Consider the following 17992-nt stretch of genomic DNA (forward strand, 5'->3'; position numbering starts at 1 on the left):
ATGTTTTCCAAGTTCTTTATCGAACGCCCCATCTTCGCCAGTGTGATCTCGATCATCATTGTGCTGGGTGGCTTGGCTGCGATGCGCTCGTTGCCCATCGAGCAATATCCCCAAATCACCCCGCCTGTGGTGTCGGTGACTGCGTTCTACCCGGGGGCCACCCCGGAGGTGATCTCCCAGACAGTTGCCGCACCGCTGGAACAGCAAATCAATGGTGTTGAGCATATGCTCTATATGCAGTCGGGGTCGGCATCCAATGGTCAGATGAACCTCAACGTCTATTTCGATATCGGCACCGATCCCGATCAGGCGACCATCAACGTCAACAACCGGGTCTCGGCCGCCATGGCCCAGCTACCGGAAGAGGTGAAAAAGCAGGGGGTGACGGTCAAGAAAAAATCGACCTCCATCCTGCAAGTGATCACCCTCCAGTCGCCAAACGGTTCGTTTGATACCACCTATCTCTCGAACTACGCCCTGCTCAACATCATTGATGAGCTCAAGCGTATCCCCGGGATCGGTGACACCACGCTGTTTGGCGGTACCGACTACGCCATGCGTATCTGGTTGCGCCCCGACCGGCTGGCCCAGTTGCAACTCACCCCGAGCGATGTGATCGGTGCCATTCGTGAGCAAAACACCCAGTTTGCCGCAGGCAAGATCGGTGCTCAGCCCACCTCTACCCCCATCGACTTCACCTACACGGTGCAGACCAAGGGGCGCCTTGAGGATGTGAAAGAGTTCCAGAACATCATCGTCCGCTCCATGCCTGACGGCTCCAAAATCCGGGTCAAAGATGTGGCTCGGGTCGAGCTGGGGGGCAAGGATTACGATCTGGTCGCCCGCGCCAACGGCAAACCGGCCATCGGTATCGCCACCTATCTGCAGCCAGGCGCCAACGCGGTCGCGGTCGCCGATGCGGTGCAAACCACCATGGAGCGACTCAAGGAGCGCTTCCCGCAGGATGTCGAGTTCCAGATCCCCTACGACACCACAGAGTTCGTCAAAATCTCCATCGAACAGGTGGTTCACACCCTGTTTGAGGCCGTTGTTCTGGTGTTCGTGGTGGTCTATCTGTTCTTGCAGAACTTCCGTGCCACCCTGATCCCCTGTATTGCAGTACCGGTATCGCTGATCGGTACCTTTGCCGGCATGCTGGTGCTTGGCTTCTCCATCAACCTGCTCACTCTGTTCGGTATGGTGCTCGCCATCGGTATCGTGGTGGATGACGCCATCGTGGTGCTGGAGAACGTCGAGCGGATCATGCAGGAGAAGAAGTGCTCTGCCAAAGAGGCGGCCATCCTCGCCATGCAGGAGGTCTCCGGTCCGGTGATCGCCATCGTGCTGGTGCTCTGCGCCGTATTCCTGCCGGTCGCCTTTATGGGCGGCATGACAGGTGTGATGTACAAGCAGTTCGCCATTACCGTGGCGGTCTCGGTCGCTATCTCCGGTCTGGTGGCTCTCACCCTCTCCCCCGCCTTGTGTGCACTTCTGTTGAAAGAGGGTCATCACAAGCCCGCCCGGTTCTTTGTCTGGTTCAATGAAAAATTTGACCAGCTGACCCGTGGTTATGTGCGCGGGGTCGCCTTCCTCAACCGTCGGGTCGGGGTGGCGTTTGGCTTTATTGCCATCATGCTGATCGCCATCTATGGTCTGTTCCTCAAGGTGCCGGGAGAGCTGGTACCGAACGAAGATCAGGGTTACCTCATCTCGGCGGTGATGTTGCCAGATGCCGCCTCCATGAGTCGGACCCAGGCGGTCGCGGATCAATTTGACAAGATGGCCATGGCCAACCCCAACGTGAAGGATGTGATCACCTTCTCCGGGTTTGACATTCTCTCAAGCGCGGTGGTCAGCAACAGCGGACTGAGCTTTATTACCCTTAAGGACTGGAGCGAGCGCCAGGGAGCGGGTCAGAACTCCTTCGATCTGGCCAAGACCCTGCAAGGCATGAGCCTGATGGGAGTGGCAGATGGCTTTGTTGCCTCCTTCAATCCGCCCCCCATCCAGGGGATGTCCACCACCGGTGGTCTTGAGGGCTATCTGCAAAACCGGGGCGCGGGCAATGCCCAGGCGTTTTCGGCAGAAGTAGAGCAGTTCCTTGCCGCCGCCAAACAGCGCCCCGAGTTCGCCAGTGTCACCTCGACCTATCGTGCCAATGTGCCACAGGTCTACCTCGACCTGGACCGCGAAAAAACCAAAGCGCTGGGACTGCCGATCAATGCGGTGTTCGACACCATGCAGGCCACCTTCGGTCAGGTTTACGTCAACGACTTCAACCAGTTTGGCCGTACCTATCGGGTGCAACTGCAGTCCGAAGCGGACTACCGCGCCAAGAAGAGCGACATTCGCAACGTCTATGTCCGCTCCAATACTGGCGAGATGATCCCGCTTAGCAGCCTGGTCACGGTGCGTGATGCCACCGGCCCTGAACTGGTCGAACGCTTCAACATCTTCCAGGCCGCCAAAATCATGGCGCAGCCCGCCCCCGGCTACAGCTCTGGCCAAGCCATTGCAGCCCTTGAAGAGGTCGCCAGCCGCACCCTTGGCAACGATGCCAAGCTGGAGTGGACCGGCTCTGCCTATCAGGAGAAAGCCGCGGCAGGCAGTGCTGGTCTGGCGTTCGGCTTTGGTATCGTGATGATCTTCCTCATCCTGGCAGCCCAGTATGAACGCTGGAGCCTGCCGTTTGCGGTGATCACCGCCGTGCCGTTCGCTCTGTTCGGCGCCCTGCTCGCTACCTGGCTGGTGGGTCTGACCAACAACGTCTACTTCCAGATTGGTCTGGTGACGCTGGTCGGGCTGGCGGCCAAGAACGCCATCCTGATCGTGGAGTTCGCGGTGATGAAGCACGAAGAGGGGATGAGCCTGCTCGAGTCGGCACTGGAGGCGGCTCGCCTGCGTTTTCGTCCCATCGTTATGACCTCGCTCGCCTTTATCCTCGGCTGTGTCCCGCTGGTCACCTCCGGCGGTGCCGGGGCCGCCAGCCGCCACGCCCTTGGCTGGCCGGTGATTGGCGGCATGCTGGCGGCCACCTTTATCGCCATCTTCTTTATCCCGCTCTTCTTCCGACTCATCATGCGCAGTTCGGAAAAACAGAGCTGACCGGATAGTTCAGTCTGACCAAGCCCCTCCCGCTGGAGGGGCTTTCTTATTACATCTTTGACAGGACAAATAGATAGGCCTTCATCGCCTTGCGACACTCGGTAGCCGCCCTGATGATGCACATAAATGCAAGCTTCCTATGAAACCCTCCGCCAACATCCAAATCACGCCGCTTGTCCAGACCCGACCCTTTCCCCCCGAAATGGATTTTTTTATTGTCTATCCCTCGGATTTTGCTAGCTTGTTTGTTAGGCATTCAAGAAATGCGAGCTCTCCGATGGCACTGATCGAAGCCTCCATAGAACAGCTGCGGGTAGGACACTATATCCACCTCCCTACTGGATGGACTAATCATCCATTTATGTTCAATGCGTTCAAAATCAAGGATCAGCAGCAACTCGACATCATACGACACCTTGATCTGACGCTGATGATGGTCGACCCCGACAAGAGCGACCTGCCCATCGCGCCGCTGCTGCGCGGTGACGTTCCAGATGCGGGGCCCGACCTCGACGAGCTGGAAGCCCTGATTGATACCGGCCCCCCCCCCTTTGACGAGAAAGCATTCCGTCGCTCCATGCGTGCAGCAGACAAGGCATTTGGCCAATCCATGAGCGAGCTGCGCGATGCGCTGGGGGCGCTCAACCTCAAGCCAGACGAAGGGCTCGCCAACACCGCCCAGATAGTCCGCAATGCCGCAGCTCGCCTCAGCCAGCATGAGGGTCCCCTCGGGCTCCACCTGGTGCGCAGCCCCCATACCGATATTCTGCTGCAACACAGCCTGAATGTGGCCTTTATCGCCATGCTGGTGGCCCGTGAACAGGGCAAAAATCCCATCGAACTGGAGGAGACAGGGCTGGCAGGATTGGTCCATGACATCGGCGAGTTGAAAGTCCCTAGCCAGATTACCCAGAAGCGGGGTGACCTGAATAAAGCTGAGCAGAATTTTCTCAACATGCATCCCCAGTACGGATTTGAGATATTGACCCAGCTCAACGCGTTTGAGCCCAAGATCCGCCAAGTGGCCCACCTTCACCACGAACGTCTCGATGGCAGTGGTTATCCACTGGGGATCAAGGGGGGCGAGATCCCCCCACTTGCCAGACTCATAGGGCTGGTCGACTACTACGATGAGCTGCTGCACCCACGCAGCAGCGCCACCCCAGTTGCGCCGAGCCAGGCTATCGGTCAGCTCTACAAGTTATCCCAAAAGAAATTCGATCAGGACTTGGTTAAGTTACTGGTCAAGGTACTGGGGGTCTACCCACCGGGAACCTTGGTGAAGCTCTCTGACGAGAGCATCGCGCTAGTGCTCTCCACTGAACCCACCATGCCCCTCAAGCCGAAGATCCTGCCCTATATCAAGGCCCAACGCCCGGAAGGGGTTGCCATGATTGATCTACGAGAAGATGAGCGCACCATCACCGCATTCATCAAGCAGGATGAACTGGATGATAGCCAAAAACAGTTCTTCAATCTGACTCGCCGCTTCTGTTATTACTTTGCATTCTGAGTTATCCCCAGAAGCTGGGGATAACTCATTGGACAAACCGGAATAATTACCCGAATACCCATCAGAAGGTTGCCATCTGACCATGTATAAAAAACGCCCAACCAAGCTGGCCGGGCGGAGCATGCCACCTCCGTGTGGCGTATCCAACGGATACATTCATGCTCAACTCATCAATATCAACCCTCTAACGATTACACAAATATCAATTTAACATGCTGATTTAATGTGGTTTTATCCAGCTATTCTGGCAAAATGACGGCCGGTTGCGGCCTGGCTGGCCGACAGAACAAGATCCTGATCACACTTATTCACGAGCTGACGTTTTTTTCAGCTGGCCTATGGGGAGCGTTTTTTATGCAGTTGGTCCTCTCCTTGCTGCAACAGATGAGCGTCAGCCTGGTCATCGCTTACCTCTTTTCGAAAAGCCCGCTGTTGCGGCCATTGGCCAACTACTCCCTGAGACTTCCTCATAAGATACTGATTTACTTCATTTTTTCTGCCTTTTGCATCCTCGGAACCTACGTGGGACTCGATATCGACGACGCCATTGCCAATACCCGGGCAGTGGGTGCTGTATTGGGGGGCCTGCTGGGCGGACCACTGGTGGGCTTTCTGGTTGGGCTGACTGGCGGTCTGCACCGCTATACCTTGGGGGGATTTACCGATCTGGCCTGCGCCATCTCCACTACCTGTGAAGGCTTGCTGGGCGGCCTGGTCCATTGGCGGCTGATGCGTGCCGGCAAGATGGATGCCCTGTTTGAACCACGTATCGCGTTTTTCACCACGCTTTATGCCGAAATCCTGCAAATGGTGATCATCCTGTTGGTCGCCACCCCATTTGACAAGGCGCTATTGCTGGTGCGCGCTATCGCCATCCCGATGATCCTGGCCAACTCCTGTGGCGCCGCGCTATTTATCAGCATGATCCGCGACCAGCAGCAGATGTATGAGAAGTTTTCCCGGGTTTTCTCCGCCAAGGCACTGACCATCGCCAACCGCACTGTGGGGATCATGAGCCAGGGGTTTACCCCAGAGGCAAGCAGCAAAATCGCCCGTATCATTCAAGAAGAAACCGGAGTGGGAGCGGTCGCCATCACGGATACCGACAAGATCCTCGCCTTTATCGGGATCGGTGAAGATCACCACCTGCCAGGGACACCCATCGCATCAGCCATCACCATGAACGCAATACGGCAGAATAAGGTGCTGTTTGCTGATGGTAACAGCCAGCCCTATCGCTGCAGCCTCTCCCCGACTTGCCAGCTGGGCTCGGTGCTGGTGATCCCGCTGCAGGGTGACAAGGGGGTGATCGGCACCATCAAGCTCTACGAGCCGAAGAAGCGGCTGTTTCTCAAGATCAACCACACCCTGGGGGAGGGGATTGCCAACCTGCTTTCGCAACAGTTGCTAACCGGTCGGCTTGAGCAACAACAAAGGTTACTGGTGCAGTCCGAACTCAAGCTGACCCAGGCCCAGATCAACCCCCACTTTCTGTTCAACACCCTCAACACCATCAGTGCTATCACCCGGCGCGATCCGGACAGAGCTCGGGATCTGCTGCTGCATCTGTCGCTGTTCTTTCGCAAGAATCTCAAACGCCAGAGCGGCCTTGCCACCTTGCAGGAGGAGCAGGAGCACTGCCAATCCTATCTGGAGATCGAGCTGGCCCGCTTTGGCGATCGGCTGACGGTGCTAAACGAAATCCCGAGCCACCTTACCGGCCTGCGGCTGCCCAGCTTCACCCTGCAACCCCTGATCGAGAATGCCATCAAACACGGTATCTCTACCCTGCTGGAGCAGGGGCGCATCCGCTTGTACACCGAGGAACATCCCACCAGCGTCACCATCCATGTGGAAGACAACGCCGGGGCATGGCAAGCCAAACCGGCAGGTGACGGGCTTGGCATGACCATCGTCGACCGGCGACTGAAAAGCGCCTTTGGCGAGCGCTATGGCGTGACGATTGCGTGCGAGCCGGAGCAGTGGACCCGGGTCTCGTTCACCATCCCCAAGGAGCAACCATGATCCGCACCCTGATAGTCGATGACGAACACTACGCCCGCGAAGAGCTGAGGCAACAGCTGGCCTGCGATCCTGCCATCGAGATCGTGGGGGAAGCGGCCAACGCCATCGAGGCGCTGCCGCTTATTCAGCGGCTCAAACCCGATGTGGTCTTTCTCGATATCCAGATGCCCAAGCTGAGCGGCATGGCGCTGGTGGCCATGCTCGATCCCCTGCCCCGCATCGTCTTTGTCACCGCCTTTGACGAATATGCCATCCAGGCCTTTGAAGAGAACGCCTTCGACTACCTGCTCAAACCGGTAGAGCCCGCCCGGCTCGCCAAGACCCTCGCTCGCCTCAAGCAGGATATCTCCCCGCAGCCCATCGAGCGGCTGGCTCCCACCATCGACCATATCCCTGGCTATCTGCACAACCGGGTACGCCTGTTGCCCATCGCCCAGGTGGAGTATGCCTTCTCCGATCTCGGTGGCGTCCATGTGGCCTGTCAGGGCGAGCTGTTCCACACCCAGCTCACCCTCAAATCGCTGGAAGAAAAGAGCCCGCTGCTGCGCTGCCACCGCCAGTATCTGGTCTCCCCCAGCGCTATCTTCGAGATCCGGCTGCTGGATAACCAGCTGGCAGAGATTGTCACCCCGAATGGCGCCCGGGTGCCGGTCAGCCGCCGCTATCTCAAGGAGCTTAAGGATCAACTGGGGCTGGACTGAGCCGCGGAGTGTGCGCCTGATCACAGACGCCGACCGCTCGGCGCGCCAAAGCGCCGCTCGGGGAGTTTCACCTGCCAATAAGGAGCAACCGTTTTAGACTCGCTATGCACACTAAAAAATAACAATGCAGGAGCGTAGCAATGATCTGGTTCTTCCTCTGTGTCGGCTTACTTGTGGCTGGCTACTTCATATACGGCAAATTCATCGAACGGATATTTGGCCCTAACCCTGAGCTGAAAACACCCGCCATCACTCAGGCTGACGGAGTAGACTATGTCCCCATGTCCGACAAGAAAGTCTATCTGGTTCAACTGCTCAACATCGCAGGCGTCGGCCCCATCTTCGGCCCCATTCTCGGTGCGCTCTACGGCCCGGTCGCCATGCTCTGGATCGTCTTTGGCTGCATCTTCGCCGGCGCGGTACACGACTACTTCTCCGGTATGCTGTCGGTGCGCGCCAAAGGTGCCTCGGTGCCGACCGTGGTCGGTGAGCATCTGGGCACTGCCGCCAAGCACTTCATGAACCTGTTCGCCGTGGTGCTGCTGATGCTGGTGGGCGTGGTGTTCGTATTGAGCCCGGCAGGCTTGCTCGCCAACCTCACCTCCACCGACCTGGTCTACTGGATCCTGGCCATTTTTGCCTATTACGTCCTCGCCACCATAGTCCCCATCGACAAGATCATTGGCCGCTTTTACCCCATTTTCGGCGCCCTGCTGGTCTTTATGTCGGTTGGCCTCATCATCGGCCTGATAGTGTCGGGCAAAGGCTTTTACAACACCGGGATGGATTTCTCCAACCTGCACCCGACTGAACTGCCACTCTGGCCGCTCTTGTTCATCACAATCGCCTGTGGCGCCGTGTCGGGTTTTCATGCCACCCAGTCACCGCTGATGGCTCGCTGCATGCAAAACGAGAGCTCCGGCCGCTTCATCTTCTACGGCGCCATGATTGGTGAAGGGATCATCGCCCTGATCTGGTGCACCCTGGGACTCTCTTTCTACGACAGTACCGAGGCGCTAAACGCCACTCTGGCAAGCGGTGGTCCCTCTGCCGTGGTACACGAGGTCTCTACCAGCCTGCTCGGCACAGTGGGCGGCATTCTGGCCATCCTGGGCGTCGTGATCCTGCCCATCACCTCCGGCGACACCGCGTTTCGCAGTGCCCGCCTGATTGTGGCGGACTTCCTGAAAATGACCCAGAAGCCGTTGGTCAAGCGCCTGCTGATTGCCATTCCTATGTTTATCCTTGGTTTCATCATCTCCAAGGCGGAATTCGGGGTGATCTGGCGCTACTTCGGCTGGGCCAACCAGACCACCGCCGTCATCATGCTGTGGGCCGCGGCGGCCTACCTCATCAAAGAGGGCAAACTGCACTGGGTCTGCACCCTGCCAGCCATGTTCATGACCGCCGTGGTACTGACCTACCTGGCCAATGCGCCCATCGGTTTTGGCATGGAGATGGGGATCTCCACCATCATAGGTCTGACGGCCACCACAGTGATTACTGCGGCCTTCCTGATAAAGTTCCGCCAACCTCTGGTCAGTCGTACCAGCGAAGGGTAACACAGCAAAAAATGCTGTAAGACACCGCATAAAAAGGCGCCATAAGGCGCCTTTTTTAATGACAGAAATACTAATAAAACAACTGCCGCACGGCTTCAGCTTCAATACAGCGACTAGCTTTAAGATCTCGCACGAACGGATGATAAATGTGTGATTCTTAATTGCTTTAGTGCTTGCTGGAACCCATGATTAAGCGGCGCATCACGCCACAGGAGGTTATAAATGGCCCTTGATTATTTTGCCCTTGGCCTGCTCGTCTTTGTCGGATTGGTCATCTTTTACGGGATCATCGTGATCCACGATATTCCGTATGAAATAGCCAAACATCGTCAGCACCCCCATCAAGACGCCATTCACGTGGCGGGCTGGGTCAGTCTGTTTACCCTGCATGTGTTGTGGCCCTTCCTCTGGATCTGGGCCACCCTTTATCGACCCGATCGCGGCTGGGGCTTTAGCCAGCGCCTGCAAAAAGATGAAGACGATCTGGCTGCCCTCAAGCAGGAGCTGGCGGATCTGAAAAGCCGAATCAACGCTATCGAACAGAGTGAGCAACAGGGATAAATCATGGACCTGCTACTGATCCTGACCTACACGGCACTGTGTGTCGCCATCTTCAAAATCTTCCGCATCCCGCTCAACAAGTGGACAGTTCCCACCGCCGCACTGGGTGGCGTCGTGCTCATTGGCACCCTGATCATGCTGATGAACTACAACCATCCCTACTCCGAGATGGCGCGCAACTACTATGTCTCCACCCCCATAGTGCCGCTGGTCAAGGGCCGGGTCATTGAGGTACCGGTAGAGGCCAACCAGCCGGTGCAAAAAGGGGATGTGCTGTTTCGCATCGATGACGAGCCGTTTCGTCTGAAAGTGGAGAGCCTCACTGCCCGGGTCGAAGCCAATCGCGAGCACCTCAACTCCATCGAGGCCAGACTACGCTCCGCCAGGCTCGATCGGGATCGCGCCAGCGACCTGATGCGTCGCGGTGTCGGCAAACAGCGCGATCTGGACGTCACCCAGGCCAACGTGGACGATATCGTGGCCCAGATTGACCAGCAGAAAGCCACCCTGAACGATCTGCAAGCCCAACTGCTGGAAGCCAAGTACCAGCAGTCCCAAACCGTGGTCTATGCCCCGAGCGATGGCCATGTGGTGCAGCTCGCCCTGCGCCCCGGCATGATCGCCACCCCCTTCATGTACCGTCCGGTGATGACCTTCATCCACAAGGATGACACCGCCTACGTCGGCTGGTTCTGGCAGAACAGCATGCAGCGACTGGCGGTGGGCGATGAGGCCGAGGTGGTGATCGATGGCGTACCCGGCAAGATCTTCCAGGGCAAGGTGACGGCCGTGGTTCCGGCCATTGCCGCCGGTAACGTACAGGCCAACGCCGGTCTGCTGGATCAGACCACAGCGGTGCGTCCCGGTCGTCTGCCGGTAGTTATCTCCATCACGGATCCGGAGTGGGCCAAGTATCAGGTGATTGCCGGTGCCAGCGGACAGGCGGCTATCTATACCCAGCATTTCCACCATGTATCTGTAATGCGCAAGGTGCTGCTGCGCATGGCAAGCTGGATGAATTATATCTTCCCGTTCCATTAGTCAGTCCCCAAACACTCAGCGGGTCGGCATCATGCCGGCCCGCTGTTTTTGTGACGGCAAGCACCCTATAATGGCGCCATCCTGCCCCACCCCACATCGACCCCCAGCCTGCATGTTTGTTCTCAGACCCTATCAGACCGACGCCGTCAACGCCGTGATCAGCCACTTTCGCAAACACCCGGATCCCGCCGTGGTGGTGCTGCCAACCGGGGCCGGCAAGAGTCTGGTGATTGCCGAGCTGGCCCGCAAGGCGCGTGGTCGGGTGCTGGTGCTGGCCCACGTCAAGGAGCTGGTGGAGCAGAACCATGCCAAGTACGAGGCATGGGGGCTCAAAGCCGACATCTTCGCCGCCGGGCTGGATCGCAAGGAGGCAAGCGCCCAGGTGGTGTTCGGCTCGGTGCAGTCGGTCGCCCGCAATCTGGCGGCCTTCGACAGCGCCTTCTCGCTGCTCGTTATCGACGAGTGCCATCGGGTCTCGCTCGATGACGACAGCCAGTACCATCAGGTGATCGACCATCTCAAGTCCGCCAATCCGGCCCTCAAGATCCTCGGCCTCACCGCCACCCCCTATCGGCTCGGGCTGGGCTGGATCTACCGGCGCCACTACCACGGCATGGTCAAGAGCCACGGCGAGCGGCTGTTTGGTGACTGCGTATTCGAACTGCCCCTGCGTTTCATGGTGAAAAACGGCTACCTGACACCGCCGCGCATGGTGGATGCCCCCATCGTCCACTACGACTTCAGCAAGCTGGTGGCGCGGGAGAATGGCCTGTTCAGCGAGGCGGATCTCAACGGCGAGCTCAAGCGCCAGCAGCGGGTCACCCCCCATATCCTGAGCCAGGTGCTGGAGTATGCCGCCGACCGGCAGGGGGTGATGATCTTCGCCGCCACCGTCGAACACGCCCGCGAAATTCACGGCCTGCTGGGTGCCAGAGGGGAGCAAGCAGCCCTTATCACCGGCGAAACGCCGGGGCCGGCGCGCGATGCCCTTATCAGCGCCTTCAAGGCCCGCGAACTCAAGTTTCTGGTCAACGTGGCGGTGCTCACCACCGGCTTCGATGCCCCCCATGTCGATCTTATCGTGATGCTCAGGCCCACCGAGTCGGTCTCGCTCTATCAGCAGATCGTCGGGCGGGGCCTGCGCCTCTCGCCTGGCAAAGAGGATTGTCTGGTGCTCGACTATGCGGGCAACAACTTCAACCTGTTCGCCCCCGAAGTGGGGGAGCCTCGCCCCCACGCCGGTACCGAGCCGGTGCAGGTGCCCTGCCCCGCCTGCGGTTTTGCCAACACCTTCTGGGGCAAGACCGACGAGGATGGCAAGGTGATCGAGCACTACGGCCGCCGCTGTCAGGGGCTGTTTGAAGATGACGAGGGTAACCGCGAAGAGTGTGACTACCGCTTTCGCGCCAAGATCTGCCCCGGCTGCGGTGCGGAGAACGACATCGCCGCCCGCCGCTGCCAGCACTGCGATCAGCTGCTGGTGGACCCTGACGACAAGCTCAAAGAGGCGCTCAATCTCAAGGATTGCATGGTGATCCGCTGCGCGGGTCTCACCTTCACCGCAGGGCGCGGCAAACAGGGGGAGCGGCTGGAGGTGACCTACCACGATGAGGATGGCCTAACCCTCAGCGAATACTTCGGATTTCACTCCCCGGGCGCACGGCGCTTGTTTCAACAGCACTTTGTGCGTCATCATTGGCCCGCCCCGGGGCTGGAGCCCGAATTTGCCACCCTGGCGAGCGTGCTGGCCGCGCAAAGTCAGTTCCGTCATCCGGATTTTGTCATCGCCCGCAAATCGGGTCGCTTCTGGCAGATAAAAGAGAAGATTTTTGATTATGAGGGTCGCTATCGCACCGCCAACTCGATGGTGTGATGGCGACCGCCATCAATCCCATGAATTGCGTTACCCCGCCACTCCTGCATCGGCGGGTGACACAAGCTTGAATTATCAGGGTCGGCACCACTGCCGACCCCCTTCGTCATGTTAGAGGATGTTATGCAGCGGCTGTTGATTGGTTTTTGTGCTCTCTTTTCTTCTCTGGCGGCTCACGCCGCCCCGCTGACGCCCCCTCAGGGTGGCCAGTACGCCATCATGGTGCAGGGTAACAACGGCGTCGAGTTCGCCCGCCACGCCGATCAGATGATCGCCCCCGCCTCCACCATGAAGGTGCTCACCGCGCTGGCAGCCCGCCTCGAGCTGGGTGCCGATTTCCGCTTCGCCACCGATATTCAGGCCCAGCCGGGCGCCAAACAGGGTGACACCATCAACGGCGATATCTGGATCAACTTCGTCGGCGACCCCACCCTCTCCCGCATGGATCTGCTGGCCCTGTTCAAACAGCTTGGCGTCACCAGCATCAAGGGCAATGTCTACGTCAACACCGGCGCCTACAACGGCTACGAGCGGGGCAACGGCTGGTCGTGGGGGGATCAGACCCTCTGCTTTGCCGCTCCCGTCTCCTCGGTCATCATCGACAAGAACTGCGCCTACGCCACCATCACCGCCACCCAGATTGGCAAACCGGCTGTGGGCAATGTGGCCACTGGCGTGGCCATCGGCATCGGGGCCGACAACGTGGAGGTGATGAGCTATGGCGACATGGCACGTCAGTTCTGTGCGCTGGAAGTGGACATGGCCAAGGGCAACTTCTACGAGCTCAAGGGTTGTATTACTCCGAACAAGGAGCCACAGGGGCTGCGCTTTGCCATCCACGACGTGGAAGCCTGGGGCTGGGACAACATCCGCTGGGCGATGAACCGGGCGGGCATCAAGCATGATGGCCTGCTGCGGGTCACCCACAAGGCACCGATCGGTGCCGAGACCCTCGGCACCCACTACTCGGTCTCCCTGCCGGTGATGCTGGCCAAGATGCTGAAAAAATCGGACAACCTCTACGCCGACACCTTCCTCAAAACCGTGGGCCGTCACTACTACAACAAGCCGGGCAGCTATCGCAGCGGCACCATGGCGGTACGCGCCATCCTGACCAAACATGGCATCGATCTGGGTAATGCCACTCTGGCCGACGGCTCCGGCCTCTCAGCCCACAATCTCATCAGTGCCCGTCAGATGATGTCGGTGCTGAACTTCATCCAGAAAAACGATGCCGAGCTTGGCCTCATCAAACTGCTGCCAAGCTCCCAGGTGGATGGCACTCTGGCGTGGCGGCGCAGTGTCACCGCCCCCATGATGAAGAACAAGGTTCACGCCAAGACCGGCACCATCACCGGCACCTCCAATCTGGCCGGTTTTATCGATACCGCGAGCGGTCAACGCAAAGCCTTCGTGATGTTCCAGCGCGGCCTGTCGCAGGATCCGGCCACCCACGAGCGTTATCGCGCCAGCAAGGCCCCCTGGCCCTGGACTGTGTTCGAGAAGGGGGTGCTGGAGAGCATCTATCAGCAACAGCCGATCCAGATCGCCGAGCCGCAATAAGCAGCCAAGGATCGGGGGGTCAGCCATCGCCGTATCACCAACCCGCGATACGGTAATAGGGCAACTCGAATCACGGTATCGATAATTTCGGCTTCAAGTCGCCACGAGGCAGGGCTATGCTGTTGCCTGCCTCATATCAACGGCCATACAAAAACGGCTTAAAAACGGAGAGAAAATATGTTTGCAGTGATTTTTGGTCGCCCGGGTTGCCCCTACTGTGTCCGTGCCGTACAGATCGCCGAGCAGCTGACCGAACAGCGCGATGACTTCAAATTCCGCTACGTGGATATCCATGCCGAAGGGATCACCAAAGAAGATCTGGCCAAGAGCGCCGGCAAGCCGGTCAACACAGTGCCGCAGATCTTCCTGGACGAGCAGCACATTGGCGGCTGCACCGATTTCGAAGCCTACGCCAAAGCGAATCTGGGTCTCTACCAGTAATGCCTGCGGGTCACCTCGAGCGGGTTGACCGCTAGAGCGTATAAAAAATCCGGCGCCATCAGGCGCCGGATTTTTTATGGGAAACACGCACACATCATTCCCGATCAGGGGGTCACAGACTGGGCGGCAAAGCGTGCGATGATGGGGTTGTGATCCGAACTGTCGGTGGCCGGTGAACTCACCTCGACCAGGTCCAGATTGCGGTAGTAGAGGTGATCCAGCGGCCGACCAAAAGCGGTGCGACGTAAATCAGGCACCGGCAGCGCCTCCTGCAGACCCAGTTCGTCCACCAATTTGCTTAACCAGAACTGGCGCTTGTCGCTCCAGGTGTTGAAATCACCGGCCAAAATAACCGGCCCCTGATGGCGGCGCACCAGCGCAGTCAAATCGTTGAGCTGCTCGCGAAAGGTAGCCATCCCCAGCTCGAAGTTGACCGAGTGGATATTGATCACCATCAGTCCGTCAGGATCCCCCTGCAGCGGATAGAGGCTTACCAAGCCGGATTTGGGGATGCGTAGCAAGGGCTCGGGAGAGCGCACGCCACAGACGAACGCCTGCGGGGTCTTGGCCACCGTCATCACCCCGAACGACACACCGCCCTGGGTGAAGGCTTGCAGCTGTTGCCACTGGAAATCACCGGCGCGCAGCCAGTCGAGCATCTCGGGACGGGTGGCCGACTCTTGCAGCAACACCAGATCCTGCCCCTTGGCATAACTGTCCATCCCTTCACGCCAGTTCTTGCGCTGGCCCTTGTAGAGATTCCACACCGTCACCCCGAACTCCCGGGGCAGCGCCGTGGTCGCCAACGCTACCAGCGGCGGACGCTGGCAGTCGAGTCCCGGCACAATCCCTTGAGCCGTGACCAGATGGTTCTGATCCGGCACCTCAAAACAGCCTACCAACCCCAGGGTCAGCAGGGAGGTGCCAAGAATGCGATAACTATTTTTCATCGGCTAAACCGCCCGCCTTTACTTTTTGTTGCGACCATCACAAACGTCATCCACGCCGACTAAGCTGATAGTCCCTGTTCCACCCAACCAGAAGGACCTTGTCTCATGGCGAAAGAACTTCGGTACAACGTGACGTTTTATGATCAACAAGGAAATTGTCATCAAGTGGAGCTGGCCACCGTCTATCAGATAAGACGGGACCCTCAATGCGATCTCTGCCTGTTTGACACCCTGCAATATGTGGGCTCGGAAGAGATGCTGGAACGCATGATACGGCAAAAAACCGGGCTTGAGCAGGAAATATCCATCATCAATGCCCGGCTGATTTAATCAGGCACTCAGCGGCACCGGGCGGGATTTGCCCTGTTCGTCGATGGCGACATAGGTGAAGATCCCCTCGGTCACACAGTAACGCTGGGCGTCGTTTTCCCGCAGTACCGGCTTGACCCACACCTCCAGCTTGAGCTTCATGGAGCTGCGGCCGATCTTCATACAGCGGCCGTAGCAGCAGACCACATCGCCCACCTTGACCGGACTGTGAAACGTCATGCCTTCGACGGATACGGTACAAATACGTCCTTTTGCCAGCTCCTTGGCCATAATGCCCCCACCTATATCCATCTGGGACATGATCCAGCCACCAAATATGTCGCCATTGGGGTTGGTATCGGCTGGCATTGCCAGGGTTCTCAGCAACAACTCCCCATCGGGGTGACGTTTTGTATCTACCATCATTACCGCCTCTCTCTCATGGATGGCGGCATGATAGGGGGCGATCACCCCCTTGGCAAACCTCAATTGCCCGAGGCGGCGAGCTCGGCAAACCAGTGGGCCGGATCGGGCCAGCGATAGTTGAATCCCATCTGCTGGCAGATCAGCTGACCGTCGATAGGCTGAAATTCACCTGCAGGCTCGATAAAGACCGGTACCGGCAGCCCCTGCTGGCGCGCCGCAAAGGGGTAAAACTGCTCGCGGCGCGGATGCACAGGCGCGCTCAGGTTGAACACATCCCCGTCCTTGCCCCGCTCCAGCAACAAGATGCAGGCCGCCACCACATCGTCCAGATGAACCAGATTGACCGACTGGGCGCCACCATCCAGCGTCTTGCCCGCGAGGAAACGGCCGGGGTGGCGATCCGGGCCATAAAGGCCGGAGGGGCGCACTATCATCACCACCTCGAAACCGGCCGCCAGCACCGCTTGCTCCGCCGCCAGCATCCGCTCACCACGGGCATGGCGCGGTTTGGGCTGTTCGCCCTCTTCTTGACCCGCGCCCCACACCGAGGTGGCGCTGACAAACATCACCCGTCGGGTGCCGTACGCTTTGGCAAGTTGACAGGCCTTTGCCACCGCCTGCGGATAGTCATCGGTCTTGCTGGGCGGTACGCAGATCACCAGACTCTCGCAGGGGATGGGCCATGCATCCGACATATGGGCAGAAATCGTCAGCGGATAGGCAGCGATCCCCTCCCCCTGCAGACGGGCCGCCTTCTCGGTGCTGCTGACCGTGACAGCTACCTGCTTGCCTGCCGCCAGCAGGGCCCGCGCCAGCGGCAGCCCGAGCCACCCCGCCCCCAGAATGCCGATCGTTCCGGCGAAATGTTGTTCTGTCATCGTCCCTTCTCCTGCTTGGCGCTATGTGCTCCGCAGCTTACCTGCCTTGGAGGGAAAAGAAAGCCTAGACCGGAAGCTAGAGTGTATGGAAATGGCTGGCCTCGCGGGTGGCCATCTCCTCGTAGGTGGCCCGCTTCTGCCGCGTCACTTGTTGCGCCACCTGCATCAGCCGCTCGGCCTCTTAATAGATAGATCTTGGCTTCGCCCGATAACGGCTCTTCTCTTGGCGATTTGTCGTGGTCAACCAAATAGCGAACCCAAAATAACAAAGTGAATGCGTTATGGCTCATAAACCCCGGAGCGTGACTCCAGCAGCATCTTGTCCAGCTGGCCGCTCGCTTTCAATTTGGCGAGCCCGCGGTTAAAGGTCTTGATCAGGGCCTCGGCGTCCTCTCGCTTGCGGCTGATCAGCAGGTGCCCTTCGACTGTCATCACAGGTTTGGCATGAGTAGTGAAGAGATCGACCGTGCTGGGTGGGTAGAACTGACGCAGGGAGTAGTAGCCGACATCGATGTTCTCCAGGGTCAGGTCGGCACGGCCGGAGAGCAACAGATCAAAGCTCTGGCTCAGCCGGGTGACGAACTGCACCTGCAGTGGCACCAGTTCGATGGCCTTAAAGAAATCTGCATTGTAGGTATAGCCACTGACCGCAGCCAGCTTGCGATCCGCCAGATCCTGATAGCCACGCCATTCCAGCGGATCTGACTTGAGATAGAACCAGACGTAAGTTTCGCTCAGGATGGGATCGCTGTAGAGATGGGTTTTACGCCGCTCGCTCGACTCATACCAGTGGACAGTGCCATCCACCACCCCCTCTTCCGACAGGCGAAAGGCCCGCTTCCATGGCAAGAACCTGTAGGTGACGCTCACCCCTTCACTCTTGAACGCCTCGCTCACCACGTGGGGGATCAGCCCCTGATATTTCAACTTCTCGGAGCAGTAAGGGGGATACTCTCCCGTGGTCAGGGTCAGTTCCTGCGCCCAGAGCCCGTGGCAAAAAAGGCTCCCCGCCAGCAACCAGCTTATTTTCATCCCGATGCCCTC

The 17992-nt window shown here is 58.6% G+C and carries 15 protein-coding genes; 11 read left to right on the forward strand and 4 right to left on the reverse strand.

Annotated elements, in window-relative coordinates:
- The 10 genes from BN1117_RS02970 to BN1117_RS03020 all read left to right on the forward strand — a co-directional run bounded on the left by BN1117_RS02970 (nt 1) and on the right by BN1117_RS03020 (nt 14385).
- Nucleotides 1-3105, forward strand: a complete 3105-nt coding sequence (locus BN1117_RS02970; protein ID WP_040094772.1) for an efflux RND transporter permease subunit — start codon at nt 1-3, stop codon at nt 3103-3105.
- 277 nt (nt 3106-3382) lie between these two features.
- Entirely contained in the window at nt 3383-4618 is a 1236-nt protein-coding gene (locus BN1117_RS02980; RefSeq protein WP_040094774.1) for a cyclic di-GMP phosphodiesterase, read from the forward strand.
- 354 nt (nt 4619-4972) lie between these two features.
- Nucleotides 4973-6643 (forward strand): sensor histidine kinase, encoded by a 1671-nt coding sequence (locus BN1117_RS02985; RefSeq protein ID WP_040094775.1) that lies wholly within the window; start codon nt 4973-4975, stop codon nt 6641-6643.
- Nucleotides 6640-7344, forward strand: coding sequence for a two-component system response regulator BtsR (btsR, locus tag BN1117_RS02990; RefSeq protein WP_040094776.1), 705 nt, complete (start codon nt 6640-6642; stop codon nt 7342-7344). Before BN1117_RS02985 ends, btsR begins: the two co-directional genes overlap by 4 nt.
- A gap of 140 nt (nt 7345-7484) precedes the next feature.
- Complete coding sequence (locus tag BN1117_RS02995; protein WP_040094777.1) at nt 7485-8906, forward strand: carbon starvation CstA family protein; 1422 nt, start codon at nt 7485-7487, stop codon at nt 8904-8906.
- Nucleotides 8907-9128: 222 nt separating this feature from the next.
- Nucleotides 9129-9467, forward strand: a complete 339-nt coding sequence (locus BN1117_RS03000) for a DUF3302 domain-containing protein (protein ID WP_040094778.1) — start codon at nt 9129-9131, stop codon at nt 9465-9467.
- Between the two features lie 3 nt (nt 9468-9470).
- Entirely contained in the window at nt 9471-10508 is a 1038-nt protein-coding gene (locus BN1117_RS03005; protein ID WP_040094779.1) for an HlyD family secretion protein, read from the forward strand.
- Between the two features lie 112 nt (nt 10509-10620).
- On the forward strand, nt 10621-12381 hold the full coding sequence (gene radD / locus BN1117_RS03010; protein ID WP_040094780.1) for a DNA repair helicase RadD: 1761 nt from the start codon (nt 10621-10623) through the stop codon (nt 12379-12381).
- 123 nt (nt 12382-12504) lie between these two features.
- Complete coding sequence (gene dacB / locus BN1117_RS03015) at nt 12505-13944, forward strand: D-alanyl-D-alanine carboxypeptidase/D-alanyl-D-alanine endopeptidase (protein WP_040094781.1); 1440 nt, start codon at nt 12505-12507, stop codon at nt 13942-13944.
- A gap of 177 nt (nt 13945-14121) precedes the next feature.
- Nucleotides 14122-14385, forward strand: a complete 264-nt coding sequence (locus BN1117_RS03020; RefSeq protein WP_005337870.1) for a GrxA family glutaredoxin — start codon at nt 14122-14124, stop codon at nt 14383-14385.
- Nucleotides 14386-14489: 104 nt separating this feature from the next.
- Here BN1117_RS03020 and BN1117_RS03025 read toward each other — a convergent pair whose 3' ends face one another.
- Nucleotides 14490-15335: an endonuclease/exonuclease/phosphatase family protein gene (locus BN1117_RS03025; RefSeq protein WP_040094782.1), complete on the reverse strand. Its 846-nt coding sequence runs from the start codon at nt 15333-15335 to the stop codon at nt 14490-14492.
- 105 nt (nt 15336-15440) lie between these two features.
- Here BN1117_RS03025 and BN1117_RS03030 point away from each other — a divergent pair, with 105 nt between their 5' ends.
- The gene (locus BN1117_RS03030; RefSeq protein ID WP_005337874.1) at nt 15441-15665 is read left to right on the forward strand and encodes a hypothetical protein; all 225 of its coding nucleotides are present in this window, start codon (nt 15441-15443) and stop codon (nt 15663-15665) included.
- Here BN1117_RS03030 and yciA read toward each other — a convergent pair whose 3' ends face one another.
- The 3 genes from yciA to BN1117_RS03045 form a co-directional block, all read right to left on the reverse strand.
- On the reverse strand, nt 15666-16070 hold the full coding sequence (yciA, locus tag BN1117_RS03035) for an acyl-CoA thioester hydrolase YciA (RefSeq protein ID WP_040094783.1): 405 nt from the start codon (nt 16068-16070) through the stop codon (nt 15666-15668). It abuts the gene before it with no gap.
- Between the two features lie 59 nt (nt 16071-16129).
- A complete protein-coding gene (locus BN1117_RS03040) occupies nt 16130-16948 on the reverse strand; it encodes an NAD-dependent epimerase/dehydratase family protein (protein WP_040094784.1) in 819 nt (272 codons plus the stop codon).
- A gap of 279 nt (nt 16949-17227) precedes the next feature.
- Nucleotides 17228-17980 (reverse strand): substrate-binding periplasmic protein, encoded by a 753-nt coding sequence (locus tag BN1117_RS03045; RefSeq protein ID WP_040094785.1) that lies wholly within the window; start codon nt 17978-17980, stop codon nt 17228-17230.
- Between the last annotated feature and the right edge of the window lie 12 nt (nt 17981-17992).

Origin of the sequence: Aeromonas australiensis, from assembly GCF_000819725.1 — a bacterium.
GTDB lineage: Bacteria > Pseudomonadota > Gammaproteobacteria > Enterobacterales > Aeromonadaceae > Aeromonas > Aeromonas australiensis.